This is a genomic window from Paraburkholderia sp. FW306-2-2C-D06C, assembly GCF_058781505.1.
The window spans coordinates 77,999-95,691 of sequence record NZ_JBYSWU010000002.1; the positions used below are offsets into that span (position 1 = coordinate 77,999).

The window sequence follows — 17,693 nt, forward strand, 5'->3', positions numbered from 1 at the left end:
TGGTGCTTGCGCACAGGTGCGCCGCAGATCAAGCTATTAAGGAGCTGTCATGCAAACGCTCGACTCGATGCATATGCTGTTACTGGCCGGCCTGTTCGCCGTGGTGTGCGGCGCAGTGTTCGGCGCCATGCTTCTATTCTCGCCGCGCGATATGCGCCGGCGCATCGAACAGGCGGGGGGCATGAACCTGCCCGTGTCTGACCCGGGCGCCACGCCGCCGGGGACCGCGTGGCTCGAAAAGCTCGTGGAAATTTCACAGCCGATTTCGAAGCTGTCGATCCCGGCCGAAGGCTGGGAAAACTCGGCACTGCGCGTGCAGATGATGAATGCCGGCTGGCGCACGCCAGGGGCCGCCGCCCTCTATTTCGCCGCTAAAACCGTGCTCGCGCTCGCGCTGCCGCTGATCGCACTGGCCTGGCTGGCAAACACGTCGTTCGCGGCGCAGCCGTATATGTTGTTCGGCATGCTCGCCACACTTGCCGGGATGGGCTATTACCTGCCGCACGCCGTGCTTACGCGCCGCATCGCGTGGCGTAAGCGTGCGATCTTCGAAGATTTTCCCGACGCGCTCGACTTGCTGACAGTCTGTGTCGAAGCGGGTCTCAGCCTTGATGCGGCGTTGATGAAAGTGGCCGGAGAAATCGAATTGCGCAGCCCGGTGGTCGCCAGCGAACTCCAGCTGATGCTGCTCGAAATGCGCTCCGGGTTTACCAAGGAGAAGGCGCTGCGTAATCTGACTCTGCGCACGGGTGTCGAGGATGTCGATTCCTTTTGCGCGATGCTGATTCAGGCCGAGCGTTTCGGCACCAGCATCGGTTCCTCATTGCGTGTCCTGTCGGATACCCTGCGCACACGCCGCCGGATGCGCGCTGAAGAGCAGGCGTCGAAGATCGCGCTGAAATTGCTGTTTCCGCTCATTTTCTGCATCTTCCCTGCCCTTCTCACCGTCCTGCTGGGGCCCGCATTTATCCACATCTACCGGACTCTTCTGCCTACCCTGGGTGGTGCCTAGCTTTCCGATCAGTCGCGCCGCAAGAGCGCATCGCGTACGTCGGCAATAAGCCGTGCTCCGAGCCGCGATTCGTCGGGGAAAATACCGATACATCCGCGGACGAATCGGGACGTTACCCCTGTATGGGAGTTTTGTGGTCCTGGCTGTGACGGCCGCATCGAGATTCTTTTTTTTGCAGCACCCGCAGCGAGTAGCATCGAAGCACCGGACGTCGTCGCGCAGCCGATTTTCAGGCGTGCAACAACGTAAAAAGAAAGGGGGGAATATCGTGCCAAAATCACCAGACCGTTTTCGAACGACCTCTTGCGTGACGGCCGATTCTGCGCAGTCCGCACCCCAACGCCAGCCGGACACCCAGCACCGTCTGATTTGCGTTGCTCGCGCACCGAGCGACGTGCTCCTGACCAATATGCGCCTGGCCGGCTGGGAGGTGACTGTGGCGAAAACCGCCGCCGGTGCGCAAGCCGTGACGGGGAAAACAGGCGTCGCAGCAGGTCTCATCGATTTCGACGGCTTCGCGCCACGCGACTTTGCGGCCCTCAAGGAGTGCCTGAGCCAACCGGCCATCGGCTGGGTGGCGGTCTCGGCCGAAGGCCACACGGCAAGCCGCGTCGTGCGCGAACTGATTCGCAATTATTGTTTCGATTACGTCACGCTGCCGCTGCCGTCTGAATGGCTCTCCCATGTGCTCGGGCATGCTCGAGGCATGGCGGCGTTGGATTATTTTGACCATGCTGCCGAAGCCACCCTTCCGGGCGACAAGGAGATGGTTGGCACCTGCGAGGCGATGCAGCAGCTTTTCGGCATAATCCGCAAGGTCGCCAACACCAATGCCAGCGTGTTCATTTCCGGAGAATCCGGCACCGGCAAAGAGCTCACCGCTCACGCGATCCACGAGCGGTCGCCGCGGCGCAAGGCGCCGTTCGTTGCGATCAATTGCGGCGCGATTCCGCAGCATCTTCTTCAGTCGGAACTGTTCGGCTACGAACGCGGCGCGTTCACCGGCGCGGAGCAGCGCAAGATCGGCCGCATCGAATCGGCAAACGGCGGCACCCTGTTTCTCGATGAAATTGGCGACATGCCGCTCGAGGCGCAGGCGAGCCTGTTGCGCTTCCTGCAGGAAGGCAGGATCGAACGGCTTGGCAGCCACGAATCGCTTCCCGTCGACATACGCGTGATTTCGGCCACCCACGTCGACCTCGAAGCCGCCATACTCGACGGACGCTTCCGCGCCGATCTGTTCCATCGTCTGTGCGTGCTGCGTGTCGACGAGCCGCCGCTGCGCGCACGCGGCAAAGACATCGAAATACTCGCGCATCACGTCCTGCAGAAGTACAAGACCGAAAGCACGCGCAAGATTCGCGGCTTCACGCCATCGGCGATCGCCGCCATGTACAACCACCCGTGGCCCGGCAATGTGCGCGAGTTAAACAACCGTGTGCGCCGCGCGCTCGTGATGGCTGAAGGCAGGCTGCTGACGCCTCATGATCTCGACCTCGAATCGCCGACCGACAAGGAAGCGATGACGCTCGACCTCGTACGCGAAGAGGCCGAGCGCAGCGCGATCGAAACCGCATTGCGGCGGCACGATTACCGGATGGGCGAAACGGCGGCGGCGCTCGGAATCTCGCGCGTCACGCTGTATCGGCTGATGGTCGCGTACGGAATGCGCAACGTCAAAGATATGGCTGTGGACGATACGGACGAGATACTGAACGGGGACCCGTCCGTCTGATTGGCGACTTTCCGGTTTTCCATGTGCGTGATGCCGACGCTCCATCGTCTGCGCCGAACTTGTCCACAGCAACGAATGCATCAGGGCGTTTCTCCTTCCTGCGGCTTTTCGTCAAGATCGCTCCTGAACTCGCTCTTCCTGTGTGAACCGTCGCAGAACGGCTTGTTGTTCGAGTGTCCACATCGACATAGCCAGACTTCATCCTTATCTACCTCGATATTTTTCCCGCCTTGGGTGGTAATCTTGAAGTCGCCCTTGATGTGGTAAGGGCCGTTGTTCCGGGGGGTGATAATTGCAGTTGCCATTTGCGCCTCCGATCGTTGTGAATCGCGCGGTCCCGCACATGTTAGGGACACCCGATGCGGCAACCTGAATACAGGTCAAATTTCAGTCTATCTCTGATACGGCGCCAAGGTGCGGCGCGCATCGCGGCATCGCACAAAAACCAGTCGGAAATTCGCCGCGAATGGTGTGAGGACATCATGATCATGATCGCCGATGCGGTGCTCGTCATGCACGCACTGATCGCGCTTTTTATCGTGGGCGGACTCGCTGCGATCTGGGTCGGCTCGGCCCTCGGTTGGGATTGGGTACGTCACCGACTGTTCCGGCTCACTCATCTGTTCGCGATCGGCCTGGTGTCGGCCCTGTCAGTGCTGGGCGTAGTCTGCCCCCTGACTGCGCTGGAAGACTGGCTGCGAAATGGCTCGGTTGGGGCGCAAGGCTTCATCCAGCGCTGGGTGAGCCGCCTGCTCTATTACGATGTGCCGGTCTGGGTGTTTACGCTCGCTTATGTGGTGTTCGCTTTGGCGGTGCTGCTGACCTGGCGCAGGGTGCCGCCCCGGCAACGCACCTAACGCACCTAACGCACGGAACGCACGGAACGCACCGAACGCACCGAACGCACCGAACGCAGCCAACGCACCCAACGCACCCAACGCACCCAACGCAAAGGCAGTTTGCCGTGCGATCTACGGCGCGGCCGTTGTGTCGAGAAGACGGGCTGCTTCACGTCGGGTCTCGTCGGCCTCACGCGGTCGCCGGGTCTGGCTGAAGAGCGCGCTCAGGTTGCCAAGTGTCCGCGCTTCATCCTGACGGTAGGCCGCGCGATTATCTCGCGACAGAGTCCGATAAAGATCCAGCGCGTGCCGGTAGGCGCCTTCCGCCTCGCGTGGGTGGCCGCTGTGACTGAAAAGAACACCTAGATTGTTCAGCGTCCGCGCTTCGTCCGGCTGGTAGGCAGCGGGGTCTTCCTGCACGAGCGAACGATAGATTTGCAACGCATCCTGATAAGCCTCCTGTGCATCCTTCGGCCGTCGCGTGGCACGATAGAGCGCGCCAAGATTGGTCAGCGTGCGCGCCACGTCGGGCCGATACAGTGCTGGACTCTCCCGGGCAAGCTGCTGCCGGATCGTGAGCGCTTCCTTGTAGACATGCTCTGCCTGCTGCAGTCGCTGCATGGCGCTATACAGGTTGCCGAGGTTGTTGAGCGTACGCGCGAGTGCCGGGCGATAGGCCGCAGGGTTGCCTCGCACGAGAGCCCGCTGGATGTCCAGCGCCTCGCGATACGCCTGCTCCGCATCGCTCATGCGTTGTGTGGCGTCGTACAGGATGCCGAGGTCGTTGAGCGTCGTCGCGATATCAGGCTTGTAGGTCGCAGGATCGCGATAGGCCAATGCACGATCGATGCCTAGCGCTTCGCGGTAGGCATCCGCTGCTTCCCTCAGGCGCTGTGTATCGCGATATAGAACGCCCAGGTTGTCGAAGGTTTCTGCCACAGCCGGCCCGTAGGCCGCCGGGTTCTGTTGCGCCAGTACCCAGTAGATCTCCAGCGCCCGCAGATAGGCGGCCTCCGCCTCCTTTGGCCGTTGCATCCCGACGTAAAGGTTGCCGAGCTTGTCGAGCGTGCGTGCAATTTGCGGCTGGTAGGCCGCAGGCTTCTCCTGCGCAAGCATCTGATAGCGCGACAGCAGCGTACGGTAAATCGGTTCCGCACGTTCAAACTCGCGTTGCTCCTGCAAAGAGTCGGAAAATGCAGTCGCAATGTCGGCGTCTTCCGGTTGCAACGCGTAGGCCTTTTCCAGATACGGCAATGCATTCTGCGGCGCGAAGCGCAGCAGTTCGATTTCGCCAGCCTCATAACAACGCACCGCCAACACCTGCGCGGTTCCCTGTTGTTCGGCAAGCAGCCTGGTCAGCAGTTTTGACGCGCCATCCAGATCGAAGCGCTCGAGCGCTTCGTCTATCTGCAGTTCAAGCGGATCGGAACTCCGTGCGATCGAGGATCTGCGCAGCAGATCCTCGTAACGTGCGGTCCATTTCCGGGCTTCGGCTACCAGATCTGCGTCGGGCCGCGCCCTGATTTGCCCGGCAAGGCGCTCGATTAGCGGTTCGATATTGACGAACGCGGTATCGGTCCTGCGCCCGATGCGGCCCGATTGCGCATGCACTGCACCGAGTATCACGTTGGCGGCTCTCGCGAGCGAGACCCTCTGCGCACCGGAGAGTCTCGCGCGCTTCACCGCGCGGTTCAACTCGATGGTCATGCGGTTGAGCGTCTGGACGGACAATCCGCAATCGGCCTGTACCTTGAGGCCGTTTTTGATATCGACCTCGGAGTACGCCGGAGAACAGGCACTTCCCGCGTCCGCAGCCAGGCATCCTCCGGACAACACGGCCAGCGCCACGCCCGAAAGAATCTTGCGCGCACTCATTTCCCATCACGCTCGCCGTTCAATGGAAAGCAGCGGCGTCCGGCAATGCAGCTTGCTTCCCTCCTCCGGCCGACGATCGCGGCAGCCACGCGGAGCAGAGCAGCGCTCCTGCCAGGAGGTGCAGCGAGTCGGGCTGCCCGACTGCGGAGCAGATGTCTTACCGGTTGAAAAAGCACTACGCGGGCCTGCAGTCAGATCAGGCCCGCACCTGGATGTGATTGACAACGCCCTCGACGGCATCCAGACACCAGGCGTCCTGTTCCGCCCGGCGTCTTTCGGCTTCGGTCGCCACCCAACCTGCCAGCGTAATCCTGTGGTTTTCCACATTGATGGTGATCTGGTCAGCGCGCACACGCAGATCGGTTTCGAGCACCAGTTGCAAAGCATCGGAAATCTCATCGTCGCCGTCCGCTTCGGCGGGCACCAGCTCCAGCAGATTCACGACGTCACGGCAGCCGCCGACCCACCAGGCAGTCACACTCGCGAGGCGCCTGTGAGACAGGCTGATCACTTGCCCCGTCAGGGTCACAACACCGTCCTCGACCGTCACTTCGACGACGCCGCTGCCGTCGTTGCCCGCCTGGTCCATGGTGCCGCGCAGCACTTCAAGCTGGCCCTTGACGCGCGCACAGATCACGCAATTGCGGAAATCCACCGCCTGCGCCAGCCGTTCGCAGACATGCGTGCGCAACTCGCCATCGCCGACCGGCGGGCTGACGGCGACACGCAGCCGGTCGACCAGACGCTGGCCCTCGCTGTGTACCTGGGTCAACTGAAGAAGCCGTTTCTTGGATGCGATATCCGGTACCTCGCCTGCCACGGTCAAGGTGCCGCCGTCGAAACTCATATGAATGGGATGATTCTGGAGCTTCAGGTGTGATTCGCGTTCGAAGGCTGCCATCACCTGCTTCAACACCGTATCGCTGCGTTGCATGATCCGCCTCGCGCAATGGTTGGGTGACACAGCGCCCCTTTATGGCGCACTGCACAAGCCTTGCCGTATCAGGCGGGCGCTGCTCAGGTCGGCAGACCATGCATGCGACGGGCGAAGCGTGCCCGCTCGGCTCGATCCATCAGTTCCAGGAATTGATCCGTGTCCATGTGAATCAGCTCTTGATGATCGCCGGCCTCAAAATAGACATCCGGATGCTGGGCAAGGCTCTCGTCGAGATAGGTTTGCATGCCATAGGCCGTACATACCGGCGGAAGCGCCCCTGCGTCGCAATCCTTGAACAGCTCCCGCAGATCGACCTCTTTGGCCAGCAGGAGGTGGCGTCCGGTCTTTGCCCAAAGCTCGGACAGCCGCACGGCGTAGGTCGATGGCAGCACAGCCGCCACGTAGCCGTGTTCGTCTTCGAAAAGCACGGTCTTGGCGAGACGGTCGCCGGGAATATGTGCCGCCGCCGCAGTTTCGGTGCTGGAATGGCTGTACGGATGATGCACGATTTCGTACTGGGAGCCCTTGCTGCTCAGGCAGCTCTGGAGAGTGGCAGAGATTGCCATGACACACCTCCTCTGGAAGGAAGGAAACGAGGGATTATTGCGCAAGATTCCTTAAGGATAGTTCGCTTTAGCTCGCGCGTGAAAACATGCAGACGGCCGCATGCGGACGGCAGCGCCATGACTGTGCGGGCGTGACGACGAATGGGACGATCATCCCGTATGGCACGCGGGTCTGTTTTCGCCAATAATGGCCCCACATCCACTACTGGACGAGGGCGGCCATGCGCTACAGCCCCGACGCCATCCGCACGATCGCCCTGGTCGGGCATGCCGGATGCGGCAAGACATCGCTTGTCGAAGCCCTGCTGCACCGAGGCGGCGCGCTCCACGCGCCCGGCAGCGTGGAGCGCGGCACCACGGTCTGCGATTTCGACCCGCTCGAACGCAAATATCACCACTCGCTGAACTCCGCCGTCACCCACCTGCACTACCGGGATACACGCATTTATCTGCTGGATACACCCGGCTATCCGGACTTTTCCGGGCTGTCGATCAGTGCGCTGCCCGCTGTGGAGACTGCCGCCATCGTCGTCAATGCGCAGACCGGCATCGAAACCACCACCCGGCGCATGATGGCCTGGGCGGAGGAGCGCAAGCTCTGCAGAATGATCGTCGTGAACGGCATCGATGGAGAAAAAGCCGACCTTCCCGGCCTGCTGCTGCAGATTCAGGAGAACTTCGGCAAGGGATGCCTGCCCATCAACCTGCCGGCGCAGAGCGGCCGCCAGGTGGTGGATTGTTTTTTCAACCCTGCCGGCGACGCCGACTTCCTCTCTGTTGCGGCCGCGCACGATGCGCTGGTCGATCAAGTGGTCGAGATCGACCCGGCCTTGATGGAGCTTTACCTGGAGCAAGGCGAGGCCATCAGCCCGGAGCAGCTGCACGAGCCCTTCGAGCGGGCGCTGCGCGAAGGTCATCTGGTGCCGGTCTGCTTCACGTCGGCGGCCAACGGCGCCGGCATCGCGGAACTGCTCGACGTGTTCGTCCGGCTTCTGCCCAATCCGCTGGAAGGCAACGCGCCGCTCTTCTACCGCGATGCCGGCGGCCGCCGGGAGGTCGTGCGCGCCGAACCGGTCGCCGACAAGCATGTATTGGCCCATACCTTCAAGATCGTCATGGACCCCTACATCGGCAAGATGGCCGTGTTTCGCATCCATCAGGGCACGATCAGGCGCGATAGCCAGCTCTATATCGGCGACGGGCGCCAGCCGTTCAAGGTCGCCCATCTATTGATGCTGCAGGGCAAGGAGCACGAGGACGTCCAGCAGGCCGGTCCAGGCGATATCTGCGCCACGGCCAAGGTCGACGAGATCGGCTTCGATGCCGTGCTGCACGACGCACCCGAGGACGGCGACATCCACCTGACCCCGCTCGACTTCCCCACCCCCATCTACGGTTTGGCGATCGAGCCTGCGCGCCGGGGCAACGAGCAGCGCCTCTGGGAAATTCTGCAAAAGCTGAGTGCGGAAGATCCGTGCCTGCGTATCGAACACCCGGTCGGCACCAACGAGACGGTGGTGCGAGGTCTGGGCGAGTTGCACCTGCGCCTCGTTCTGGAGCGACTCTCCGAGCAATACAAGCTCGAGGTCGTGACACGGCCGCCGAAGATCGCCTATCGGGAAACCATCGGCGCCAAGGCCGAGGGACATCATCGCCACAAGAAGCAAACCGGCGGCGCCGGACAATTCGGCGAAGTGATGCTGCGCGTGGAGCCCCTGCCGCGCGGCGCCGGCTTCGAGTTCGTCGACGCCGTCAAGGGCGGCGCCATTCCCGGCCAGTTCATGCCCGCCGTGGAAAAGGGCATCCAGCAGGTCATCGACAGCGGGCCGCTTGCCGGCTTCCCGATGCAGGACGTGCGAGTCACCGTCTTCGACGGCAAGAGCCATCCAGTCGACTCCAAGGAAGTGGCGTTCGTCTCCGCCGGGCGCAAGGCCTTCATCGACGCCGTGCTGAAAGCCCAGCCCGTCCTGCTCGAACCCATCGTGGACATCGAGGTGATGACGCCGGAAGCCGCGATGGGCGACATCATCGGCGACCTGTCCGCCAAGCGCGGGCAGGTTCATGGCACACGCACGGCCGCCGGCAACGCCGTGGTCGTCGCAGGGCAGGTGCCGTTGTCCGAACTCAACGACTATCAGTCGCGTCTGAACGCCATTGCCGGCGGGCACGGCACGTACAGTATCCAGCTCAGCCACTACGATCCGGTGTCCCCCGCTCAGCAGGAGCGGATGGCGGCGCAGCACAAAAAACAGGGCGACGGCGCGGCGCCATGAGCGGCATGCCAGTCGAGCGACCCGACGCGCCACCTGATACGCAATCCGATACGCCACCTGATACGCCGCCTGATACGTCACCTGATACGCCACCTGGTACGCAACCTGATACGCCACCTGGTACGCAACCTGATACGCAACCTGATACGCAACCCGACACGCAACCCGGCGTAACGCGTATTCGACGACAGGCGGTCGAACACCCGTTCGCCCTCCCTGAAGCACTGGATCGCGGCTACGCACTTTCTGACGGCGACGCTGCGCCGCCGAACGTGAGAACGACGCCGCGCACAGATCCGGGCTACGATGTGCCGGACCCAGGCACATAGGAAGGCACAGCGTTGGAAGGAGGCTATGCGATGATCGCGCTGTTTACTGACTTCGGGGCCGACGACATCTATGTCGGACAGCTGAAGACCGCCTTGCTGCGGCACGCGGCAGCCGGCACCACCCTCATCGATGTGCTGCACACTGCGCCGAATTACAACCCGCGGGCAGGCGCGCATCTGCTCGCCGCGCTTCGAGGCTGGTACCTGCCGGATACGGTGTTTCTGGCCGTGGTCGACCCCGGCGTAGGCGGCGAGCGCGATGCGGTCGTGCTGCAAGCCGACGCGCAGTGGTTCGTGGGACCGGACAACGGTTTGCTCTCGGTCGTGGCGGCGCGCGCGGCGCGTTCCCGAACCTGGCGCATTACGTGGCGTCCCGCGATGCTCTCCGCCTCGTTCCATGGCCGCGATCTGTTCGCCCCGCTGGCAGCCTGGCTCAGCTGCGGCGACCTGCGTCCCGACCCGCTTCTTAATCCGCTTCCCGACAAGCTGGCTGAAAGCGCGGGTTTGCGTGTGCAGCTTGGTGCGGACGATCTGGCCGAAGTCATCTACGTGGATCACTATGGCAATGCGCTGACCGGGCTGCGGGCTGGCACCGTGCCGAGGAACGCCCGGCTGGACATTGCTTCCAGAGAAGTCGCCTATGCCCGGGTCTTTGCCGATGCACCGGCCGGTCAAGCGTTCTGGTACGAGAACTCGGTCGGGCTAGTGGAGATTGCGGTGAGCGGCGGCAGCGCCGCGGCTCAGCTTGGTGTGCGTGTCGGGGATGCAGTTCGGCAGCGGCGCTTGCCCCCCGATCCGCGCAACGGCGGGAACAGCTGACGCCCCGTAGTCCGCCGTCGCCGATGTGCGCGTGTCCGATCATCCGGGCACGGCTACTGTGCCATCTGCAGATCCGCCATCGTCGCGGCAAGAAAACGCGCCGCCTCACCGCCCGTGACGACCCGATGGTCGAATGTCAGACTCAGCGGCAAGATCCGATGCACGGCGGGAACTCCGGCTGCCGCCACGACCTGCTCGTGAATACGCCCGGCTCCGAGAATCGCGACGGTGGGCGGCACCACCACGGGAGCCGCATATTTACCGGCGATCATGCCGAAATTCGACAGCGTGATCGTATTGCCGCGCAGTTCTTCCGGCGGAATCTTGCGGGCCCGGATGTCGGCACGCATCCGGTCGAGCCCGGCGCGCAGATCCGCTGGGTCGCGCAGCGCGACGTTGCGCAACACCGGGACGAACAGGCCGTCCGGCAGATCGACGGCGATGCCGAGATCGATCTTCTCCAGCACGTGGCGCCGTCCCGTATGTCCGTCGAACCATGCGTTGAGCCCCGGTTCGGCGCGGCATCCGGCCACCAGCGCGCGGATCAGACGGATCGTGACATCGGTATGCGGCGGCCACGCATGAATGTCGGCATCGTCGATGACGGTTGCCGCCGCCACTTCGCTCCGCGCGCGCGCCATGTTCTGCGCCATCGCGCGCCGCACGCCGCGCAGCACTTCGGGCGGCCCGAGTTCGGCGAGGATCTTCGCGACACGCTGCACGTCTGCCGCCGTGATCACACCCTCCGGCCCCGACGGCGTCACCATCGCCAGATCGACATCCAGCTTGCGCGCGAGCGCCCGCGCCGCCGGGATCGCCTTAATCACGGCGACACCCGCGCCGATGCCTGCGCCGATGCCTGCGCCGATACCGCCGCCAGGCTCCGCCGGCGCTTCCCGCACAACATGCTGGCCGACCTCCATATGACCGACCACAGTGCCGGCATCGGCTTCGTCGCCCTCTCCTTCGAATGCGACAAGCGGCGCGCCCAGATGCACGACGTCGCCCGGCTGGCCGAACAGCTTCACGATGCGGCCGGATTGCGGCGACGGAATCTCGACGATCGCTTTCGCCGTTTCGACCGACAGCAGCGGTTGATCCGCGCGAATGTCGTCACCGCTCTTGACGTGCCACTCGACGATCTCCGCTTCTTGCAAGCCTTCGCCGAGATCGGGCAGTTTGAAGACTTTCATGGCTTCACGACGCCTCCAGAGTCTGCCTGACCGCGGCAACGATGCGCTCCGTGCCTGGCATATATTGATTCTCGAGCCTGTACAGCGGCACCACCACGTCATATCCGGTGACGCGCTGCACCGGCGCGAGCAGCGAATACAGTCCGCGTTCGGCGATGCCGGCGGCAATCTCCGCGCCCACCCCTCCGGTGCGCGAGCCCTCGTGCACGATCACGCAGCGCCCGGTTTTCGCCACCGACGCGAGAATCGTGTTCATGTCGAGCGGCTTGAGCGTCGCCACGTCGATCACCTCGGCCATCACGCCTTCCTGCGCGAGCACATCGGCCGCGGCCTGCACGTCCTGCAATGCGCCCCCCCAACTCACCAGGGTGACGTCCGACCCATCGCGCAACGTAAAGCAGGTGTCGAGCGGCAACGCCTCGCCGTTATCCTCCACCGGCTGCCTGAAGAGCCGGTACAGCCGTGTCGGCTCGAAGAAGATCACCGGGTCCGGGTCGCGGATCGACGCGAGCAGCAAGCCGTACGCGCGTGCTGGCGATGACGGCGTCACGACACGCAGTCCGGGTATATGGGTGAACAGCGCTTCAGGGCTTTCGGAGTGATGCTCCGGTGCGTGAATACCTGCGCCGCACGGCGCACGGATCACAAGCGGGCACGCCAGCCGTCCGCGGGTTCGATGCCGCAGACGCGACGCATGATTCAGAATGTGGTCGATGGCCGGATAGATGAAGCCGCTGAACTGGATCTCCACGACCGGCTTCAGGTCCATCGCCGCCATGCCGATCGCGGCGCCGGCGATCGCGGTTTCGGCCAAAGGCGTATCGATCACCCGCTGCGCGCCGAATCGGGCCTGTAAGCCGACCGTCGCGCGGAACACGCCGCCGTTCACGCCGATATCCTCGCCGAGCAGCACGACGGCCGGGTCGTGCGCCAGTTCATAGGCGAGCGCCTGATTGAGCGCTTCGACCATATTGAGGTCAGCCATGGCGGTTCCCCGCAGGAGGCGCGAATCGCTGTGCCATCGCCAGTTGCTCACGCATCGCCAGCGGCAAGGCTTCATACAGGTGATCGAACATGGCGGATGGGTCTGGCGGCAGTATCGCCAGATACGCGTCGACGGCCTGCTCGACCTGCGCAAGACACGCGCGGCCGAGCTGCTCGTCCTGCGCCTTGTCCCAGACGTTCATCCGCATCAGGTAAGTACGCAACCGCAGCAACGGTTCGAATTCCCATTGCTTGCTGAGGACCTCGGAGTCGCGATAGCGCGTCGCGTCGTCGGCTGTCGTGTGATCGCCAAGGCGATAGCTGAGCGCTTCGATCAGCGTCGGGCCATCGCCGCGGCGAGCTTTGGCGAGCGCCGCGTGGACCACCTGATGCACCGCGATCACGTCGTTGCCGTCGACCTGCAGCCCGTCGATTCCCGCAGCGATCGCTTTTTGCGCGAGCGTTTGCGCCGCGCTCTGGCGGCTGCGCGGCACCGAGATCGCCCATTGATTGTTATTGACCACGAGGACCAGCGGCGCCTGCCAGACGCCGGCCATGTTCATGGCCTCGTAGAAGTCGCCTTTGGACGTGCCGCCGTCGCCGAATATCGCCACCGCGACGCGCGGCTCCTGACGCAACATGAACGCGTAGGCCGCGCCGGCGGCATGGCATACCTGCGTGCCGATCGGCACACAGTTCGGGAAATCGCAGCGCGGTCCGCTGAAGTCGCTGCCGCGTTCGTCGCCGCCCCAATACAGCAGGCTTTCCGTCATCGTGACGCCGCGCAGCAATTGCGCGGCGTGATCGCGATAGGAAGGAAACAGCACGTCGTCGGACTGCATCGCGCTGGCGACGCCGACGCCAATCGCCTCCTGTCCGAGCGACGACGCGAAGGTGCCGAGCTTGCCGGTACGCTGCAGTGCGACCGCCTTCGTGTCGAACGCGCGTGTCAGCATCATCGCGCGATAGAGCGGAATCAGCGCCGCCGGGTCCCGCGCAAACGCTGGCAACGGTTGAACAGGCTCGCCGCCGGGGCCAAGGTATTGCGTGTAGCCGATATGAAAACTGGCAGCCGTGGTCATGACCGCTCTCCATGTTCATTCAGATATCGTATACGCGGCGGAGTTCGCACGCACGAGCGCTACCGCACAAACACCGCTGCGCTCGCGCATTCAAACCGGGCCGAAGGCCCGATTGTCGCGATGCACCACAAGAGACGCGGCCTAACGTCTGACATAAGGAACCCGCTCAGGCGTGTCCCGCTTGATAGATGGGCGAGATTAACTATGCTTCCAATAATGATTGCCCGACTGTGACCTGCCGCGCAGAAAAACCCTATCGTTTCTGGGAAATTGACGTGTTCACCGTCGCCGTGAACCACGGTGACAGGTCGGTGTTCACGTATCTTCAACGGAGGTCCGTATGAGCTATCACCTGGAAGGTCGTCTGCTCGAGGTTTGTAACTGCAAGGTCCTATGTCCCTGCTGGATCGGCGAGGACCCTGACAACGGCACCTGCGACACCATCGTCGCGTGGCACGTAGACAAGGGAACGATCGACGGTGTCGATGTGGGCGGCAATACCATCGCAGCCGTGGCTCATATACCCGGCAACATCCTGCAAGGCAACTGGACTGCCGCGATCTACATCGACGATCAGGCCTCCAAGGCGCAGGAAGAAGCACTGCTGAAGGTGTACACCGGGCAGGCCGGCGGCCCCGTCGCCGAACTCGCCAAGCTCATCGGCCAGGTCGTCTCGGTGGAGCGGGCGCCGATCCGCTTCACGGTAGTCGCAGGCAAGGGCGAACTCGAGATCGGCACGAACTACTACGCCGAACTCGAGCCCTATCTCGGCGCGACCGGCGGCCAGACGACCCTCTCCGACACCGTGTTCTCGACGGTGCCGGGGGCTCCGGTGTTTGTCGGCAAGGCCCCGAGCTATCGATCCAAAAACGCCGCCCTCGGCATCGACCTCGACATCAAGAACCACAACGCCCTGCAGAGCACGTTCGTCTTTGACGCATGAGCCCGACGCCAGCCGCGTTGCCGCCCAGCGCGTCGCGCCACTATCGCGTGTTCGTGCCCGTCCTAGCCGTGCTGATCGCGCTCGCGTGGCTGACGTTGTGGGCATGGGCGCGCAGCCCGTACGGACGCTATCTCGAGCACGGTGACTGGACAGCGTCAGGACCGGCGGCGTTTCTGTGCCGTGTCATTCCGGCCGGCAATGTGATCGTGCCCGTGGTGCTCTACGCGGCCGCATGGATACTCATGACGGCGGCCATGATGCTGCCCACCACCTTGCCGTTGTTCAATATCTTCGACCGGTTGACGGCCCAACGCCCGGATCATGGGCGCCTCCTCATGCTGCTCGTCCTCGGCTACATGACGGTGTGGGGCGCCTTCGGGCTCCTCGCGCATGCACTTCAAAGTACGGTGCTGTTCCTGCTCGCCAGCGCACCCACATTGGCCTGGCATGGCTGGCTGATCGGCGCCGCGACCATTGCGTTGGCCGGCGCATTTCAGTTCAGCAGCCTCAAGTACCGGTGCCTGGAAAAGTGCCGCACGCCCTTGAGTTTCGTTATCGAGCACTGGCGCGGGCATGCGCAAGCCCGGCACGCGTTCGCGCTTGGCGTGCAGCACGGCCTGTTCTGCGTCGGGTGCTGCTGGGCGCTGATGCTGCTGATGTTCGCACTCGGCACCGGCAGCCTCGGCTGGATGCTCCTGCTTGCGGCCGTGATGGCGATCGAAAAGAACGTTCGCTGGGGCCGGCGTCTCGGCAAGCCGCTCGGTGTTGCGCTGCTGTCCTGGGCAATCGTGCTGGTGGCGACCCATGCATGAAGCGCGCAGCGGCTTGCCCACCTTGCAGACGATCGTCCTCACCGGGGCGGCGATGCTCGCCTTCGCGGGCAATTCACTGTTGTGCCGGCTCGCATTGCTGCAACGAGGCATCGATCCGGCCAGCTTCGCCAGCATCAGGCTGATTTCCGGAGCGATCGCGCTCGCCGTCATCGTGCGCTTCCGGTCGGAACGATCCTTGCCCCGCCATGCCGACTGGCGCGCTGCAGCGATGCTGTTCGCGTATGTCGCGTTCTTCTCCTTCGCCTATCTCACCTTGCCCGCGGGCACAGGCGCATTGATTCTGTTCGGCGCGGTCCAATTGACGATGTTAAGCGGCGGTTTGCGCTCAGGCGAGATGTTCGGATCCGTTGCATGGCTGGGTCTCGCTCTGGCTGTCGCGGGGCTCGTCTACCTGGTGTCGCCGGGTGTCGCCGCGCCTGCGCCATTCGGTGCCGCGCTGATGGCGATCGCCGGCGTGGCGTGGGGCGTGTACTCGCTGCGCGGCCGCGCCGTCGCCGATCCCCTAGCCGCCACGGCAGGCAACTTCGCACGGGCGGCGCCGCTCGCCCTCGTACTGAGCCTGCTTTTCGTCGCCAACGCTCATGCGAACGTGGCCGGTGTCGGCATGGCTATTGCCTCCGGTGCGCTCACGTCCGGCATCGGGTATGTCATCTGGTATGCCGCGCTCGGCAAGCTTTCCGCCATGCGAGCCGCCACCGTACAGTTGTCGGTGCCGCTGCTCGCTGCATTTGGCGGCGTGGCGTTCCTGTCGGAAGCGATCACAGCGCGGCTGGCTGCCGCCTCCGCGGCGATCCTCGGCGGCATTGCGATGGTGCTGTTCAGCAGGTCGCAGAGGCCGCGCCCGTAGCGTCCTGCTTCGGACGCACGGCCGGTCTCAGCGTGGCAGGCCGGGAATGTCGACGCCGAACGTTTGCAGCACGAGCACGACGTTGAACGCTAAAACAATAAGTGCCGCCAGCATCGCAACCACCGCGATGGACGGGCGATTCGTGTATGCGCCCATCACATCCCTGTGGCAAGTGAACCAGAGCAACGCTGCCATCGGCAGCGGCAACGCAAGACTCAACACAACCTGACTGATGACGAGCGCCTGGGTCGCATTGACCCCAAGCGCCACCACGACGAAACTCGGCACCATCGTGACGACCCGGCGCAACCATAGCGGAATTCGAAAACCGACGAACCCTTGCATGATCATCTGACCCGCCATCGTGCCGACAACGGAACTGGATACGCCCGAAGCGATCAGGGACAACAGAAAGATGCCTGCCGCCCCAATGCCTAATAGCGGCGCCAGCGTGTGATAGGCCGTTTCGATCTCCGCGACCTCCGGATACCCATGGTGAAATGCACCAGCGGCCATGATGACCATCGCCATATTGATGAGGCCGGCAATGGTCAGCGCGATGACGACTTCGATATTCGAGAATTTCAGCAACGTTGCCCGCTCGCGCTCCGTCCTGGCGGGCGCTCGCCTTTGCGTCAGCCCCGAATGCAGGAAGAGCGCGTGCGGCATCACGGTCGCGCCCACGATACCGACGGAAATCGTCAGCGCATCCGCGTCGGGCAATTGAGGGGAAAAGGTATGGACGAATACACCCGGCCACGCAACCGGGGTAATGAATAGCTCGGCAAGGTAGGACAGGCCGATGATGCCTACGAGTGCGCCAATCGCCAGTTCAAGGGGACGAAAACCCGCGCTCTCGAACAATAGCAGGCCGTAGGTCACCACCGCCGTGACCATCATGCCGGTGAGCAACGGCATGTGAAACAGTAACGACAGCCCGATAGCACCGCCGAGAAATTCGGCCAGGTCGGTTGCCATGGCGGCGATTTCGCTGACGCCCCACATCAGCAGCACGACAGGTTTGGGGAAACGTTCGCGGCACAATTCCGCAAGGTTGCGCCCTGTGGCGATGCCGAGTTTCGCGGATAGCGCCTGAAACAGCATCGCCACGAGGTTTGCGAACAGCACCACCCACAGCAGCGCGTAACCGTATCGGGCGCCCGCCTGAATGTTCGTCGCAAAGTTGCCCGGATCCATATAGGCAACGGAGACGACTATGGCCGGTCCAGCAAACGGCAACAGCATCAGCGCGCCACGGCGGCGACCTTCCAATACCTCTCTCGCCGCAAGCGTGGTGCGCTCGGTACTCGTTGCAGGTCTGGCTGCCTTACGAACGCGATCGTCCAAGCTCGTCGCTCCTTGCTCACGCCAATGACAGAAGTGCCCGATTCACCACGCAGGCGTGACAATCAGGCCACCGCGAGGC

General features: G+C 63.4%; 16 protein-coding genes. 8 read left to right on the forward strand and 8 right to left on the reverse strand.

Annotated features, from left to right (window positions below; translation table 11 throughout):
* Positions 1-49: 49 nt before the first annotated feature.
* Both AC3WLT_RS01990 and AC3WLT_RS01995 read left to right on the forward strand, forming a co-directional pair.
* Entirely contained in the window at positions 50-1,012 is a 963-nt protein-coding gene (locus AC3WLT_RS01990; RefSeq protein ID WP_492590256.1) for a type II secretion system F family protein, read from the forward strand.
* 265 nt (positions 1,013-1,277) lie between these two features.
* A complete protein-coding gene (locus AC3WLT_RS01995; RefSeq protein WP_492590413.1) occupies positions 1,278-2,747 on the forward strand; it encodes a sigma-54 dependent transcriptional regulator in 1,470 nt (489 codons plus the stop codon).
* 80 nt (positions 2,748-2,827) lie between these two features.
* On the opposite strand, the gene AC3WLT_RS02000 is transcribed toward AC3WLT_RS01995, so the two are convergent.
* Entirely contained in the window at positions 2,828-3,052 is a 225-nt protein-coding gene (locus tag AC3WLT_RS02000; RefSeq protein WP_492590257.1) for a CDGSH iron-sulfur domain-containing protein, read from the reverse strand.
* Positions 3,053-3,229: 177 nt separating this feature from the next.
* Between AC3WLT_RS02000 and AC3WLT_RS02005 the strand changes: the two genes are divergently transcribed.
* The gene (locus AC3WLT_RS02005) at positions 3,230-3,604 is read left to right on the forward strand and encodes a DUF2784 domain-containing protein (RefSeq protein ID WP_492590414.1); all 375 of its coding nucleotides are present in this window, start codon (positions 3,230-3,232) and stop codon (positions 3,602-3,604) included.
* A 114-nt stretch (positions 3,605-3,718) separates the two neighbouring features.
* On the opposite strand, the gene AC3WLT_RS02010 is transcribed toward AC3WLT_RS02005, so the two are convergent.
* The 3 genes from AC3WLT_RS02010 to AC3WLT_RS02020 all read right to left on the reverse strand — a co-directional run bounded on the left by AC3WLT_RS02010 (position 3,719) and on the right by AC3WLT_RS02020 (position 6,964).
* A complete protein-coding gene (locus tag AC3WLT_RS02010; RefSeq protein WP_492590258.1) occupies positions 3,719-5,461 on the reverse strand; it encodes a tetratricopeptide repeat protein in 1,743 nt (580 codons plus the stop codon).
* Between the two features lie 196 nt (positions 5,462-5,657).
* Positions 5,658-6,395 (reverse strand): BON domain-containing protein, encoded by a 738-nt coding sequence (locus tag AC3WLT_RS02015; protein WP_492590259.1) that lies wholly within the window; start codon positions 6,393-6,395, stop codon positions 5,658-5,660.
* Positions 6,396-6,478: 83 nt separating this feature from the next.
* A complete protein-coding gene (locus AC3WLT_RS02020; RefSeq protein ID WP_492590260.1) occupies positions 6,479-6,964 on the reverse strand; it encodes an aminoacyl-tRNA deacylase in 486 nt (161 codons plus the stop codon).
* A 221-nt stretch (positions 6,965-7,185) separates the two neighbouring features.
* Here AC3WLT_RS02020 and fusA point away from each other — a divergent pair, with 221 nt between their 5' ends.
* Both fusA and AC3WLT_RS02030 read left to right on the forward strand, forming a co-directional pair.
* A complete protein-coding gene (gene fusA / locus AC3WLT_RS02025; RefSeq protein ID WP_492590261.1) occupies positions 7,186-9,237 on the forward strand; it encodes an elongation factor G in 2,052 nt (683 codons plus the stop codon).
* Between the two features lie 359 nt (positions 9,238-9,596).
* Positions 9,597-10,385, forward strand: a complete 789-nt coding sequence (locus AC3WLT_RS02030; protein WP_492590262.1) for an SAM hydrolase/SAM-dependent halogenase family protein — start codon at positions 9,597-9,599, stop codon at positions 10,383-10,385.
* Positions 10,386-10,438: 53 nt separating this feature from the next.
* Here the strand turns inward: AC3WLT_RS02030 and AC3WLT_RS02035 are convergent, their stop codons facing one another.
* The 3 genes from AC3WLT_RS02035 to pdhA are packed head-to-tail and all read right to left on the reverse strand — an operon-like array spanning position 10,439 to position 13,644.
* Entirely contained in the window at positions 10,439-11,578 is a 1,140-nt protein-coding gene (locus AC3WLT_RS02035) for a dihydrolipoamide acetyltransferase family protein (RefSeq protein ID WP_492590263.1), read from the reverse strand.
* A 4-nt stretch (positions 11,579-11,582) separates the two neighbouring features.
* On the reverse strand, positions 11,583-12,563 hold the full coding sequence (locus AC3WLT_RS02040) for an alpha-ketoacid dehydrogenase subunit beta (RefSeq protein ID WP_492590264.1): 981 nt from the start codon (positions 12,561-12,563) through the stop codon (positions 11,583-11,585).
* The gene (gene pdhA, locus AC3WLT_RS02045) at positions 12,556-13,644 is read right to left on the reverse strand and encodes a pyruvate dehydrogenase (acetyl-transferring) E1 component subunit alpha (protein WP_492590265.1); all 1,089 of its coding nucleotides are present in this window, start codon (positions 13,642-13,644) and stop codon (positions 12,556-12,558) included. The genes AC3WLT_RS02040 and pdhA overlap by 8 nt, the downstream gene beginning before the upstream one ends.
* A gap of 340 nt (positions 13,645-13,984) precedes the next feature.
* Here pdhA and AC3WLT_RS02050 point away from each other — a divergent pair, with 340 nt between their 5' ends.
* The 3 genes from AC3WLT_RS02050 to AC3WLT_RS02060 are packed head-to-tail and all read left to right on the forward strand — an operon-like array spanning position 13,985 to position 16,267.
* Complete coding sequence (locus tag AC3WLT_RS02050; protein ID WP_492590266.1) at positions 13,985-14,587, forward strand: DUF1326 domain-containing protein; 603 nt, start codon at positions 13,985-13,987, stop codon at positions 14,585-14,587.
* Positions 14,584-15,399 (forward strand): DUF2182 domain-containing protein, encoded by an 816-nt coding sequence (locus AC3WLT_RS02055; protein WP_492590267.1) that lies wholly within the window; start codon positions 14,584-14,586, stop codon positions 15,397-15,399. Before AC3WLT_RS02050 ends, AC3WLT_RS02055 begins: the two co-directional genes overlap by 4 nt.
* Positions 15,392-16,267: a DMT family transporter gene (locus tag AC3WLT_RS02060; protein ID WP_492590268.1), complete on the forward strand. Its 876-nt coding sequence runs from the start codon at positions 15,392-15,394 to the stop codon at positions 16,265-16,267. Before AC3WLT_RS02055 ends, AC3WLT_RS02060 begins: the two co-directional genes overlap by 8 nt.
* A gap of 27 nt (positions 16,268-16,294) precedes the next feature.
* On the opposite strand, the gene AC3WLT_RS02065 is transcribed toward AC3WLT_RS02060, so the two are convergent.
* On the reverse strand, positions 16,295-17,614 hold the full coding sequence (locus AC3WLT_RS02065) for an Nramp family divalent metal transporter (protein ID WP_492590269.1): 1,320 nt from the start codon (positions 17,612-17,614) through the stop codon (positions 16,295-16,297).
* Positions 17,615-17,693 lie beyond the last annotated feature (79 nt).